This window comes from Paenibacillus lutimineralis (assembly GCF_003991425.1).
Classification (GTDB): Bacteria; Bacillota; Bacilli; order Paenibacillales; family Paenibacillaceae; genus Fontibacillus; species Fontibacillus lutimineralis.
This window is the reverse complement of the sequence record NZ_CP034346.1, coordinates 4,480,077-4,494,104: the sequence shown is the minus strand read 5'-3', so window position 1 is coordinate 4,494,104 and position 14,028 is coordinate 4,480,077. Positions and strand designations below refer to the sequence as shown.

General features: G+C 48.0%; 11 protein-coding genes. 10 read left to right on the top strand and 1 reads right to left on the bottom strand.

Annotated features, from left to right (window positions below; translation table 11 throughout):
• The 3 genes from icd (at nt 1) to EI981_RS19910 (ending at nt 3,057) form a co-directional block, all read left to right on the top strand.
• Nucleotides 1-1,296 (top strand): NADP-dependent isocitrate dehydrogenase, encoded by a 1,296-nt coding sequence (gene icd, locus EI981_RS19920; protein ID WP_127001148.1) that lies wholly within the window; start codon nt 1-3, stop codon nt 1,294-1,296.
• Between the two features lie 307 nt (nt 1,297-1,603).
• Nucleotides 1,604-2,020: a hypothetical protein gene (locus EI981_RS19915; RefSeq protein WP_193556392.1), complete on the top strand. Its 417-nt coding sequence runs from the start codon at nt 1,604-1,606 to the stop codon at nt 2,018-2,020.
• A 167-nt stretch (nt 2,021-2,187) separates the two neighbouring features.
• The gene (locus EI981_RS19910) at nt 2,188-3,057 is read left to right on the top strand and encodes an SDR family oxidoreductase (protein WP_127001144.1); all 870 of its coding nucleotides are present in this window, start codon (nt 2,188-2,190) and stop codon (nt 3,055-3,057) included.
• 141 nt (nt 3,058-3,198) lie between these two features.
• Here the strand turns inward: EI981_RS19910 and yfbR are convergent, their stop codons facing one another.
• Nucleotides 3,199-3,807 (bottom strand): 5'-deoxynucleotidase, encoded by a 609-nt coding sequence (gene yfbR, locus EI981_RS19905; RefSeq protein WP_127001142.1) that lies wholly within the window; start codon nt 3,805-3,807, stop codon nt 3,199-3,201.
• 166 nt (nt 3,808-3,973) lie between these two features.
• Between yfbR and EI981_RS19900 the strand changes: the two genes are divergently transcribed.
• The 7 genes from EI981_RS19900 to polA all read left to right on the top strand — a co-directional run bounded on the left by EI981_RS19900 (nt 3,974) and on the right by polA (nt 14,016).
• Nucleotides 3,974-5,524: a fumarate hydratase gene (locus EI981_RS19900; protein ID WP_127001140.1), complete on the top strand. Its 1,551-nt coding sequence runs from the start codon at nt 3,974-3,976 to the stop codon at nt 5,522-5,524.
• On the top strand, nt 5,525-7,327 hold the full coding sequence (gene pnpS / locus EI981_RS19895) for a two-component system histidine kinase PnpS (RefSeq protein WP_127001138.1): 1,803 nt from the start codon (nt 5,525-5,527) through the stop codon (nt 7,325-7,327).
• Nucleotides 7,328-7,524: 197 nt separating this feature from the next.
• The gene (locus EI981_RS19890) at nt 7,525-8,253 is read left to right on the top strand and encodes a response regulator transcription factor (RefSeq protein WP_127001136.1); all 729 of its coding nucleotides are present in this window, start codon (nt 7,525-7,527) and stop codon (nt 8,251-8,253) included.
• 149 nt (nt 8,254-8,402) lie between these two features.
• Nucleotides 8,403-9,566 carry a methyl-accepting chemotaxis protein gene (locus EI981_RS19885; protein ID WP_162616228.1) on the top strand — a complete coding sequence of 388 codons (1,164 nt, stop codon included), beginning with the start codon at nt 8,403-8,405 and terminating at the stop codon, nt 9,564-9,566.
• Nucleotides 9,567-9,746: 180 nt separating this feature from the next.
• Complete coding sequence (gene pstB, locus EI981_RS19880; protein ID WP_127001132.1) at nt 9,747-10,535, top strand: phosphate ABC transporter ATP-binding protein PstB; 789 nt, start codon at nt 9,747-9,749, stop codon at nt 10,533-10,535.
• Nucleotides 10,536-10,552: 17 nt separating this feature from the next.
• Nucleotides 10,553-11,212, top strand: coding sequence for a phosphate signaling complex protein PhoU (gene phoU / locus EI981_RS19875; protein WP_127001130.1), 660 nt, complete (start codon nt 10,553-10,555; stop codon nt 11,210-11,212).
• Between the two features lie 143 nt (nt 11,213-11,355).
• A complete protein-coding gene (gene polA / locus EI981_RS19870) occupies nt 11,356-14,016 on the top strand; it encodes a DNA polymerase I (protein WP_127001128.1) in 2,661 nt (886 codons plus the stop codon).
• Nucleotides 14,017-14,028: the final 12 nt, after the last annotated feature.

The following is a 14,028-nucleotide window of genomic DNA, read 5'->3' as shown; positions in this document are numbered from 1 at the left end:
ATGCTGCAACTTACAAAGTTTGACCTTCCAACAGAAGGAGAAAAAATCGTTATTGATAATGGCAAATTGCAAGTTCCTAATAACCCAGTTATTCCGTTCATTGAAGGGGATGGAACAGGCCGTGACATTTGGAGAGCGTCCAAGCGCGTATTGGATGCTGCAGTTGAGAAGGCTTATAACGGCGAGAAGAAGATCGCCTGGTATGAAGTGTTCGCAGGGGAAAAAGCCTTCAATACATACGGAGAGTGGCTGCCAGCTGATACGCTGAATGCAATCCGTGAGTATATTGTAGCGATCAAAGGGCCGCTTACTACGCCGATTGGTGGGGGGATTCGCTCTTTGAACGTGGCGCTGCGCCAAGAGCTTGACCTGTATGTATGTCTTCGTCCTGTACGTTATTTTGACGGTGTACCTTCTCCAGTGAAGCGTCCGGAGCTGGTAGATATGGTCATTTTCCGTGAGAATACAGAGGATATCTATGCAGGTATCGAATACAAGGAAGGTTCTGAAGAAGTGAAGAAAGTGCTCAGCTTCTTGCAAAATGAGATGGGCGTTAATAAAATTCGCTTCCCTGAGACTTCGGGTATCGGTATTAAGCCAGTGTCAGAGGAAGGTTCGAAGCGATTGGTTCGCGCGGCAGTTGAGTATGCGATCAAGCACAACCGCAAGAGCGTAACTCTCGTTCACAAAGGGAACATTATGAAGTTTACAGAAGGCGCCTTTAAAAATTGGGGCTATGAAGTGGCTGAAGCCGAGTTTGGCGATAAAGTGTTCACATGGGCTGAATATGATCGCATCAAGGAGCAGTCCGGTACCGATGCTGCCAACAAGGCGCAACAGGATGCGCAAGCAGCCGGCAAGGTCATCATTAAGGATGCGATCGCTGATATTGCCTTGCAACAGGTATTGACTCGTCCGACTGATTTTGATGTGATCGCTACGCTGAACTTGAACGGCGACTACTTGTCCGATGCTCTGGCAGCGCAAGTAGGCGGGATTGGGATTGCTCCAGGAGCGAATATCAACTACGTAACAGGACACGCCATCTTTGAAGCTACGCATGGTACGGCTCCGAAATATACGGATCTTGACATGGTAAATCCAGGCTCGGTCATTTTGTCTGGCGTTATGCTGCTTGAGCACTTGGGCTGGCAGGAAGCGGCTGACCTGATCTATAACGGTCTGGAGACTTCGATCAACAACAAGACGGTAACTTATGATTTTGCCCGTCTGATGGAAGGCGCAACCGAAGTGAAATGCTCTGAATTCGCCGATCACGTCATTAATAATATGTAATATAATAATGCGTGTTCAAAAAGGCCGATTTTCAGCATCGAGAAGCTTGGATAAAGCCAGGGGCGAAAGGATCACGGTCGCTCAACCTTGATGACTTCGATCGGTTATCTTATCAAAAGTGGACTTTTTGAACAACCTCTAATAGGGAGCCTAGAAGAACGCTCGTTATTCTAGTTCGTAGTCTTCAAGAGGATGGAGTCTCCTTTGACAGGAGGCTCCTTTTATTTATTGGCAATGATAGGTATAATAGATTGTAATAAATCTAATTTACTATGGAAGGATGATCAAGTTGTCGACGTTTAAAATTATGCTGTTTTTGCATATTATTGGCACTCTAGCATTAGGGTTCTACCTTGTACTCCCTTTTGTAATGGCGAAAGTTAACAAATTGTCCCCAGCCGCACAGGAAGGGACAATGAGTGCTGTGAAATCACTAAACACCTTCGCACAGTTCGGTCTCGTTATTCAATTGTTGACTGGTGGGTATATGATAAGTAAGGGAGGAGAGTATTCCGTACCGTGGATGATCATTGTTGTCATCTTGTTCCTTGGTATTGCCGCTGTTGGCGGTATTATGGGTAAACCGCTGCGTCTAGCCATTGAAGGGATCCGCGCGAATCGCAGCATTTCCGCTGAGAGCAGCAAGCTAGCTACTTTGAGCTATGTCGTAGCGCTGCTTGTACTCCTGATTAGCTTCTTCATGGTATTCAGCTCTATTATTTAAACTTCTATATCGTACAAGTTAATTTTAGGAACTCCTGATCCTCATCCATCGGATGGTGATCGGGAGTTTTTTTGATTTTGTAATGAGTAGGACCGCATAACCTTCTTTCCCTAGGCCCATCTTAATATAGATGGACAATAACTGAACAGGAAGGAAGCGACATATCGATGGCTAGTAGTGGGCAGAGCAAACCGACGATGCCGCCACAGCATCAGAATCAGCGACCTGGGTTGGAGCATAAGATGAATCCCCTGCCGGACTATGAGGGACCCTATAAAGCGGCTGGTAAGCTGATGAATAAAGTAGCTCTAATCACCGGCGCTGACAGCGGCATAGGGAGGGCGGTTGCCGTTGCTTATGCCAAAGAAGGAGCAGATATCGCCGTAGTCTATTTAAGTGAGCATGAGGATGCTGCGAAGACGAAGCGAGAGGTTGAGCAGGAAGGAAGAAAATGTCTGCTGATCCCAGGGGATATCGGTAATGAGACTTTTGCGAAGCAAGCTGTGCAGCAAACCGTAGACCAACTGGGAGGCCTGGACATTCTCGTAAATAATGCTGGTGAGCAGCACCCACAGCAGGATATTGCGGCCATTACCTCCGACCAGCTTGAGAAGACATTCCGCACGAATGTATTTGGCATGTTCTATCTGACTCAGGCAGCGTTACCGCATATGAAGAAGGGCAGTGCGATTATTAACACTGCTTCTATAACCGCCTATAGGGGTAATCCAACGTTAATTGACTATTCAGCTTCGAAGGGGGCGATTGTCAGCTTCACCCGAGCCTTGTCGATGAACATCGTGGGCAAGATTGGAGTTCGTGTCAATGCAGTGGCCCCAGGCCCGATATGGACGCCGCTGATCCCCTCGACCTTCGATGAACAGCAAGTGTCCAAGTTCGGTGGGGATACGCCGATGCAGCGACCCGGTCAGCCGGAGGAACTTGCCCCGGCGTACGTCTATCTAGCTTGCGACGATTCCTCCTATATGAGCGGGCAAGTACTCCATATTAACGGCGGGGAGATCATTAACGGCTAACAGAGTGCGAAGCAGAGCCAATTCCTAGTAATACAAAAGCCCTCTTGATTATGCTTCTTCTGAAGAAGCTTGATCAGGAGGGCTTAATGTTGCTTAGAAAGTTTTCTGACGAAACATGTTATCGCTATTTGATGCAAATTATTATTCCGGTTGCTCGGACAGCTCATCAAGCGTCATCTCGAATCCAGGGGCAAAATGCTCCAGGAAATAGCCGATTTCTGGCAGGTTCAGCTTATCCAGCTTGTCATGGAGCTGTTCCTTTGCGACGGCGAATTCTCGATTGCCGCAGGTAAGCTCCCAGGTGCATTTCAAATATGCATCGAGGCTGTCGGCCGCTTTGACATATTTTAATAGCTCAGCATCCGAAGGGTTCGTATTTGTCCCGTTCGGGAACAGCATGACCTGATAGCTGGTACGAAGCTCCGGCGGAACCATGGACAGCAAGCGCTCACCAGCAATGCTCTCCATCTCGCGGAAGCTGCCGAGCAGCTTCGGATTATGATGCTTTACCGGGGTTGGAATATCGCCGGTGAATACCTCTGTGGCATCATGGAACAGTGCCAGCGTCGCAGCGCGTTCCGCATTCAGCTGACGTTGGAACAGCTTATTTCCGATCTCGCATAGCAGATGCGTGAGCAAGGCGACATGGAAGGAATGCTCAGCTACATTTTCTTCAGTGGTACTTCGCATCAGGCTCCACCGCTTGATCGAGCGCAGACGATACATATAAGCGGAAAAATGATAATTCATCAGTGATAAACCTCTCTTTTTTTAGGGGAAAGTCTGTATAATTTTGTAACCTGAAACATGGTACTATGTTATTATAAAACTATTGAAGAGGATAAAGCTATCGGCAGCATGCAATGATTGTAATGCTTTTGTGTCATTTTGGACAATCGAGAGGAGAGCATGGTCTATGCAACAAATTCAAGAGAGTATTTATGAATTGATTGTTGAAACTTCGACGAATTTACCCGGCGATGTACGGCGAGCAATTAATCGGGGAAAAGCACGGGAGAATCAAGCGACACGGGCTGGGCTGGCACTTTCGACGATCTCGAAGAACATAACTATGGCCGAAGAACAAGTGTCTCCGATCTGTCAGGATACAGGGATGCCTACCTTTATTATTCATACACCGATAGGTGTTAATCAGCTTGAGATTAAGAGAGCTATCCAGGCCGCACTGCAAAGAGCGACCAAGGAGGGCAAGTTACGCCCGAATTCTGTTGATTCGCTGACAGGAGAGAATAGCGGTGATAATCTCGGTCCGGGCACGCCGGTGGTTCATTTTGAACAGTGGGAGAATGATCATATAGATATGCGTCTGATCCTCAAAGGCGGCGGCTGTGAGAATAAGAATATTCAATATTCTCTGCCGACAGAGCTTGAAGGACTTGGACGTGCTGGTCGAGACTTGGACGGTATCCGTAAATGCATTCTGCACGCCGTATATCAGGCACAAGGACAAGGATGTAGTGCCGGATTCATTGGTGTTGGCATCGGTGGGGACAGAACGACGGGCTATGAACTGGCCAAACAGCAATTGTTTCGTACTGTAGAAGATGTGAACCCGAACTCCGATCTACAACGGTTGGAGGATTATATTTTGGATAAAGCGAATGAGCTGGGGATCGGGACAATGGGCTTTGGCGGCGAGGTTACGTTATTAGGCTGCAAGATCGGCGCGGCTAATCGCTTGCCGGCGAGCTTCTTCGTCTCGGTAGCGTACAACTGTTGGGCTTTCCGTCGTCAAGGCGTAGAGATCGATCCAGCTACGGGTGGAATCGATAAATGGATCTATGAACGGGGTAATGAGAAGTCTACACAACAGGCTGTCGCTCAAGTAGCTGACCATGCTACTGAACAGACCGCGGCGTCCCAGTCACGTGAGATCGTGCTACAGACTCCGATTACCGAGGAGCAAATCCGTAGCCTGCGCGTCGGAGATGTCGTTATTATCCAAGGCGAGATGCATACTGGTCGGGATGCTCTGCATAAATATCTGCTTGATCATGATGCGCCGGTGGATCTTAACGGAGCGGTTATTTACCACTGCGGACCGGTAATGCTTAAGGATGAAGAGGGCTGGCATGTGAAGGCAGCCGGACCGACGACAAGTATCCGTGAGGAGCCTTATCAAGCGGAGATTATCAAGAAGTTTGGCATTCGTGCGGTAATCGGCAAAGGCGGAATGGGACCTAGGACGCTTGCGGCACTGAAGGAGCATGGAGGCGTATATTTGAATGCGATCGGTGGGGCGGCACAATATTATGCGGAATGCTTTAAGAAGGTGAACGGAGTTGACTTCCCTGAATTTGGCATTCCGGAAGCGATGTGGCATTTGGAAGTCGAAGGATTTGCTGCGATCGTGACGATGGATTCGCATGGAGATAGCCTGCATGCAGGTGTAGAACAAGCATCGAAGGAGAAGCTGGCTTCTTTTAAAGAAGTCGTATTTAAATAGATGAAGACTTTTCGAACACGATTAACCATCATATTAATGGGCCTGATCGGCATATCGATGCTGGCGGCAGGATTGACGATGGCCCAACTATTTAGAGACTCACATATCCGGGCGCTAGAAGAGAATATGTCCCGGGAAATTGATCTGCTGCAGAGCACGTTCCAATTCAAACCTGTTGACTCGAATAGGGTGGAGGAATATTACTCGGAGCAATCAAGAAAGCTCGAGAATTTGATTGATTCCAGGGTAACCTTTATCGCTCTGGATGGGACAGTAATTGGAGATTCAGAAATGGCCCCTTCTAAGATGGACAATCATTTGCAGCGTAAAGAAATTATCTCGGCGACCAAGGGGGACATCGGCAGTTCGATTCGTTACAGCGAATCGATCGGTGAGAATATGCTCTATGTTGCCAAACATGTCACTTCCGAGGACAGAAGCTTCGATGGCTATATTCGCCTGTCGATGAGTCTGAGAACGGTAGAGAGGGATCTGAATAAAGGCTGGCTTATGATGGTGGGCGGTCTGCTGTTGTTATTCTTAGCCGCAGCTCTGGTCAGCTACCGAATATCGAAAGGATTGACCAAGCCACTGGAGCACATTACTGTGGTGGCGAACCGGATCTCACGGCTCGATTATGATGCGCGCGTTCAATTATCGCGGCGTGATGAGATCGGGCAGCTCGGGATGGCGATCAACCGGATGGCTGGTAGCCTACAAGAGCAAATGAAGGTGATCCGTGATAACGAGGATCTGCTGCAGAGCGTTCTCACGAATATGGCCGGAGGCATTCTGATGGTCGAAGCGGATGGACGCGTCGCTCTTATGAACCGAGAAGCGGAGAACGTCCTGCATGTGAAGCAGGAGAAAATCCTCGGCAAATCGTATCTGGAGCTGAGACGGAATCATGATTTTCAGCAGTTCATGGCTGAGGGCATGGATACGAAGGAGTATCTCAAGGAAGAACGGATCGTATATGATCCAGAACAGCGCACGCTGCAGTTCGAGCGGGTACCGATGTTCGAGGATGATGGCAAGTATCGGGGCATGCTCTTCATGCTGCAGGATGTAACAGAGATCCGCCGTCTGGAGACGATGCGGAGCCAATTTGTCGCTAACGTCTCACATGAATTAAAGACGCCAATCGCCGCGGTGAAGGGCTTCGCTGAGACGCTGCTTAGCGGTGGCGTGGAGGATAAGGAGACAGAACGATCCTTCCTGCAGATTATTTATGATGAAGGAGATCGGCTGAATCGGCTGATCGGTGATATTCTGGATCTGTCGAAGATTGAGTCCAAGCTGATTCCGCTTGAATATTCACCGATTCAGCTGAAGGAATTGATCAACCGAATATACGAAGTGTTGCTTCCGACAGCTTCTCGCAAGTCGATTATTATGAGCAATAATGTTCCGGAGCATCTGTTCCTTGAAGGGGATGAGGATCGGCTCAGGCAAATATTTATGAATCTGTTATCGAATGCGATCAGCTACACACTAGAAGGTGGCAGGGTTAAGGTTGGAGCCGAAATCGTCAATTCAGGTGATGACCATGAGGATGAGCGGGTAAGGATATCTGTGAGTGATACGGGCATCGGGATTCCGAAGAAGGATTTGCCACGTATCTTCGAGCGCTTCTATCGCGTCGATAAGGCGAGATCGCGTAGCTCAGGCGGTACAGGACTCGGGTTATCGATCGTCAAGCATCTGGTCGATCTTCATCACGGGACAATTATGGTGGAGAGCCGGGTCGGCGAGGGAACAACCTTTATCGTCGAACTGCCGATAACACAAAATTTAGCATAAATCTGGTATGTCGTTAATTTTTATCATTATTTTACACTGCGTTAACATTATGGTGCTATGCTGGGCTTGTCAGGAGGAATGGGACCAAGTATGGGGCCCCTTCTCCTGGCTTTATCAGTCCGGTATGGATATGTTAAGTTGTATTGTCATTTTACGAATCGACAGTAGACAGGCATTCTTGAAATATGGGGGTTAATATGACTCAACGACTGCTAGTAATTGAAGATGAACCGACGTTATCAAGGCTTCTTTCTTACAATCTGACCAATGAGGGGTATCAGGTTACGGTTGCGGAAAATGGACAACTTGGCTTTGATACTGCAGCCCAAGGAGAATTTGATCTGATTCTGCTTGATCTGATGCTGCCAGGGATGAACGGATTTGAGGTACTGGCCAAGCTGCGGCAAATGGGTGTGAAGACACCGATTATTATCCTGACCGCGAAGAATGCGGAGGAAGAGGTAGTGCAAGGCTTGAAGTCTGGCGCTGATGATTATATTACCAAGCCGTTCGGCGTGGCTGAGCTGCTAGCCAGGGTTGCGGCGGTGCTGAGAAGGTCGACGGGAATAGAGGAGAGGGAACCTCAGCAGGAGCAGGACGAAGCAAGGATCTCGCTCGGACCGCTGGCGATCTTCCCGGACAAATACGAAGTCGTATTGAATGGTGAAGCGATCACGCTTAGGCCGAAGGAATTCGAGGTTTTGCTCTACTTGGCCCGTAAGCCAGGGGTGGTGCTTACGCGTGACGACCTGATGAACTCGGTATGGGGCTTTGATTATATCGGTGGACAGCGTACGGTGGACGTTCATGTCAGCTCGCTGCGGAAGAAGCTAGAGCTTGATCCGGAATCGGTGCACATCGACTCGATTCGCGGTGTTGGATATAAGCTGGTTGTAAATAAGAAGAAGGGTGCTCTGCATGGGTAATCATTCCATGGGGCACCTCTTTTTTTGAGCCTTCAATCCTATTTTGAGTAATTTTACATAGTTCTTAAGGATCACTAACATTCTGCGAACTAAAGAGTATTAAAATGTAAAAAAACATGTATATACATACCATTGAGGAGTGGTTGAGCATGGGATACGATACGTTGGTAATGGAGCCGCAAGTGCAGGAAAGCAAGCTAGACGAATCGCGGGACATGAAAAATGGCCATCCAGAGGTAGCTACGGTTGAGAAAAGTCAGATCGAGATCGCTTCGTATACGAGGAATGTTCCAGCTATATCCGATAGTACATCATGCCAGCAAGTTCTGCATATATTTCAAAATAGTCCTGCCGTTCCGTGTGTAGTCTCTTGTGACGATAGTAACGTACCAACTGGATTGATCATGCGCGACAAATTTTATAAGCATCTTGCCAGCCGGTTTGCTGCAGATTTATTCTATGATCGCCCTGCAGTCATGTTCGCGGAGAAGGAGCCGCTCATTTGCGAGAGATCCACTCCTGCACGTACGCTGCTGGACGCTGCTCTTAAACGTCATGATGCCGAATTCTATGATTGTCTGATTGTGACGAAGCAGAGGAAATTGTTCGGAGTCTTGTCGACCCAGGATCTGATGCTAATCTCACGAGAATTGGAACGCATGACCGATCAGCTTCGCAGCACTGTAATTCAGGAAAGCCAAAGTCATGTAATGGAAATTGCCAGCTCGGTCCAGCAAGTATCATCGATCTCTCAGTTAAGTCTGAGTGAGTCGCAGAAGATGAGCCATCTGGCGAAGACGGGCCGTTCCGAGCTAGAGGAGCTTAAGACTTCATTCTCTCATGTGCTGGAGATGATGAAGCAGCAGCAAGGTCTTGTAACCCAGTTGCTTGAGCAGACGGATGAAATCTCATCTTTTACAGCCTCGATCCGGGAGCTGTCGGAACGTAGTAAAATACTTGCTATCAATGCTTCGATCGAATCTGCACGAGCGGGTGCATATGGTCAAGGTTTCTCCGTAGTGGCTAATGAGATGCGCCAACTAGCCCAATCGACCAAGCAATTCTCCGAGGATATCGGACATGGTTTGGATATTATCCATACCTTAATCGAGCAGACGGCTTCTGCCGTATCGTCAACTTCTTATGAGATGAGCGTAAGCAATGAGCGTGTAGGTAAAGCAGATGAGACCTTCCGTGATCTGGCGGACTCGGCCGATATCGCCAAGGACCGCGGCAGGGAGATGTCAGATTCCTCTACTGAAGCGACAAGGATTACAGGGGATGTGCTTTATAATCTGACCTCACTTATGTAGAAAAAAGTCCACTTTTGATAATTAAGTATGAAACTGAATTTTTTGAACTCATAATGATCACACTCATTAATAATCTTACGAAGCAGTTTTTACATTGCGTTTACATTTCCGGACATTCTCTTTTACATAAGTGAGATACAATAAGGCAATGTGAAGGTTTAACTAAAGAAGGTGGATGAGATGGCAACGATAACAGCACCAAATGCAGTATCGACGGCAACGGCTATACAAATTGAACAATTAAATTTATTTTATAATCAGTTTCAAGCTCTCAAGAATATGTCACTCGATATTCCTGAGAAGGCAATTACGGCCTTTATCGGTCCGTCTGGCTGTGGAAAGTCCACGCTGCTTCGAACGTTGAATCGAATGAATGATATGATTCCCGGAACCCGAGTTGAAGGAGCCGTACGTATCGGCGGCAAAGATATTTACGGTGAGGACGTAGAAGTCGAGACACTCAGGAAGCAGGTCGGTATGGTATTTCAGCAGCCGAACCCTTTTCCAAAATCGATTTATGATAATGTTGCCTACGGTCCGCGTCTGCACGGAATTATGAATAAGACCGAGCTAGATGAAATTGTGGAGCAGAGCCTGCGCCAATCCGTTCTGTGGGATGAGGTTAAGGATTTCTTGAAGAAATCTGCCTTAAGCTTGTCCGGTGGACAGCAGCAGCGCTTGTGTATCGCCAGAGCGATTGCCGTGCATCCTGACATTCTATTGATGGATGAAGCGACTGCCGCCCTTGACCCGATCTCTACACTCAAGATCGAGGAACTGGTTCAACAGCTGAAAGATAAATACACGATAGTTATGGTCACACACAATATGCACCAAGCGGCCAGAGTATCGGATAAGACTGTATTTTTCCTGAATGGTGAGATTATTGAAGCTGATGAGACGAGCAAATTGTTCTCGACGCCACAGGATTCTCGTACTGAGGATTACATTTCCGGCCGCTTCGGTTGACATAAGGAGGATTATGAATGATACAAAGACGAGAGTTTGATCAGAATTTGAATGAGCTCCGTGAATTGCTGCAGAAGATGGGGGAACATGTGGAGCATGCGCTGGTTGAAGCCGTTGCTGCTTTGAAGAGTCTGGATTCCAAGCGGGCCAAAGACATCATAGATCGTGACCGTGAGCTGAACCAGATGGAGGAGCAGGTGATGGAGATCGGCTCGCGTCTTATCGTTACACAGCAGCCGGTAGCTAAGGATTTGCGTAGAATTTTAGTTGCTTTCCGGATCTCCAGTGACTTGGAACGGATGGGGGATCTAGCGATTGATATCGCCAAGGTGACGCTTCGTCTTGAAGGTCAGACATTGATCAAGCCGCTTGTGGACATTCCAAAACTTGCCGAGCTCGTTGTAGTAATGATTCAAGAGTCGCTGCAATCCTATCTTGACGAGAATACGGACCTGGCTTACAAAATGGCTAAAGACGATGATGAAGTCGATCATCTGTACAGTCAGACTATAACCGATCTGTATAAGATTATTATTGATCATCCAGAATCGCTGCATCAGGCCATGTCCTTAACCTTGGTCGGCCGTTATATCGAACGGATTGCCGATCACGCTACGAATATCGGGGAGAGTGCCGTATATTTAGTGACAGGGCATCGTCCTGACCTTAATCACTAATTGCATACCATTTTTGTCGAAAAGTGCCGGATCATTCTCCGGCGCTTTCTTTTTTATTATAGGGATGCCATGTGTTAGAATATAAGGAAGTAGTATCTATAAGAGATTGTTTATGAACACGCACTATAAGGACGAGGTGTCACATGGAAAAATTGATTCTTATTGATGGGAATAGTATTATATATCGTGCTTTCTTTGCGATGCCGCCTCTGACCAGCTCCAGTGGCGTGCATACGAATGCGGTTTATGGCTTCACCAATATGCTGTTGCGTTTGCTCCAGGAGGAGGAGCCCAGTCATATTCTGGTGGCTTTTGATGCGGGTAAGGAGACGTTCCGCCATGAAGGCTATCAGGACTATAAAGGTGGCCGCGAGAAGACTCCACCAGAGTTGTCTGAGCAATTTCCAATTATGCGCGAGCTGCTCCAAAGCTTCGGGATTGCTTGGTTCGAGCTGCCCGGCTATGAGGCCGACGATATTATCGGAACGATGAGTAAGCAAGCCGAAGAAGCCGGGAACAATGTGCTGGTCGTCACCGGTGACAAGGACATGCTCCAGCTTGTCTCGGATCGGGTGAAGGTGGCGCTTACTCGTAAAGGAATCACCGAGGTTGAGCCTTACGGTGTTCAAGAGATAGAAGAGAGATATGGTCTGCGTCCGGAGCAGATTATTGATTTGAAAGGCCTCATGGGAGACGCATCTGATAACATCCCCGGTGTTCCGGGAATCGGTGAGAAGACCGCTCTGAAGCTGCTTCATCAGTTCGGATCAGTAGAGGAAGTTTTGGCCCGTACGGATGAATTGAAGGGTAAGATGAAGGAAAATCTGGTGAGCCATGCGGAAGATGCCCGGATGAGCAAGCAGCTGGCGACGATATTCCGCGAGGTTCCTGTCGAGCGTTCCTGGGGTGACATGGCCTTCAGCGGAGTATTGGGAGAACCAGCGGCGCAAATGCTGCGCAAGCTGGAGTTCAAATCGCTGCTTGAGCGCCTATCCTTCGCTCACGGCAGTGACGAAGAGGCAGAAAACGGAGGCCAGAGCCTGAAAGAGGTACAGGTTACGATCATCAATGCTGAGACGATACAGCAGCTTGTTGAGGCGTTGCCGCAGGTGCAGAATATGATGGTGGAGTCCTATGGGGAGAATCCGCATCAAGCGGTTTTAATGGGTGTCATTCTATCAACAGAGGACCATCATTTCTACCTGAGCCCGGAAATATTACAGGCTGAGTATGCGTCGCCAGTCATTAAATGGCTTGGTGATGAGAGTATCAAGAAGCATGGCTATGATCTGCATCGAGCAGATCTTACCTTGCATTGGCAGGGGGTAGCCTTTGGTGGAGCCGAGTATGATATTCAGCTTGCTGCCTATTTACTGGACCCGACAAATAATGACCAGACCGTAAGCGGCCTAGCTGCGAAGTATGGTATTGGGGCCGTTGCGGCAGATGAAGAGGTATATGGAAAAGGAGCCAAGTTCAAGGTTCCTGACCAGGATCGGCTTAGTCAGCATTTAGCACGTAAGAGTGCGGCTCTATTGCAGATTTTGCCGCTGCAGAAGGAAGAACTCGAACAGGTTGAAATGAATCGCTTGTTCTATGAGTTAGAGATGCCGCTATCGCGGATTCTGGCTGATATGGAGAAGCAGGGCGTGGCTGTGAACCGTGATACCTTAATCGATTTAGGGGCCGAGTTCGAGGCGCAGATTAGCACGCTTATTGCGAAGATCTATGAAAGAGCCGGATTGGAATTTAATTTGAACTCGCCGAAGCAATTGGGTGAGGTTCTGTTTGATAAGCTACAGCTTCCAGTGATCAAGAAGACGAAGACCGGGTACTCTACGGATGCCGAGGTGCTGGAGAAGCTGGCGCCTTATCATGATATTGTGCAGTATATCCTGGAATATCGTCAGCTTGCCAAGCTGCAGTCTACTTATATCGAAGGATTGCTTAAGGAAATTCATCCGAAGACGGGAAAAGTGCATACTTATTTCCGGCAGACAATCGCTGCAACTGGCCGTTTAAGTAGTCAGTTCCCGAATTTGCAGAACATTCCGATTCGACTGGAGGAAGGACGGAAGATCCGCAAAGCATTTATTCCTTCGGAAGAAGGCTGGTTCATGTTATCTGCCGACTATTCTCAGATCGAGCTGCGCGTCCTTGCGCATATTTCGAGGGATAAGGGCTTGCAGGAGGCTTTCCTGCATGATATGGACATCCACACGAAGACTGCGATGGATGTATTCGGGGTCGCTGCCGATCAGGTAGATGCAAATATGCGTCGTTCTGCCAAAGCAGTCAATTTCGGGATTGTATATGGGATTAGCGATTATGGCCTATCCCAGAATTTGAATATAACACGTAAGGAAGCGGCAAGATTTATCGATCAATATTTTGACGCCTTCGAGGGTGTTCGTGCTTATATGGATGACATTGTTAAGGAAGCGAAGCATAATGGCTATGTAAAAACATTGCTGGAGCGCCGACGTTATTTGCCGGAGATTAATGCTTCTAACTTCAATCTGCGTTCATTCGCGGAGCGTACAGCGATGAATACGCCAATCCAAGGAACAGCCGCGGATATTATTAAGTTGGCTATGATCCTGATGGATGATGCGTTGCGGGAACATAACTTAAAGAGCCGCATGCTGCTTCAGGTACACGATGAATTGGTTTTTGAGGTTCCGCCTGAGGAGATGGAGCTTATGACAACGCTTGTCCCTAGGACGATGGAACGGGCACTTGAATTGTTAGTACCGCTTAAGGCTGAGGTTAGCAGCGGTGTGAATTGGTATGAAGCAAAATGATCAGGAACCTGT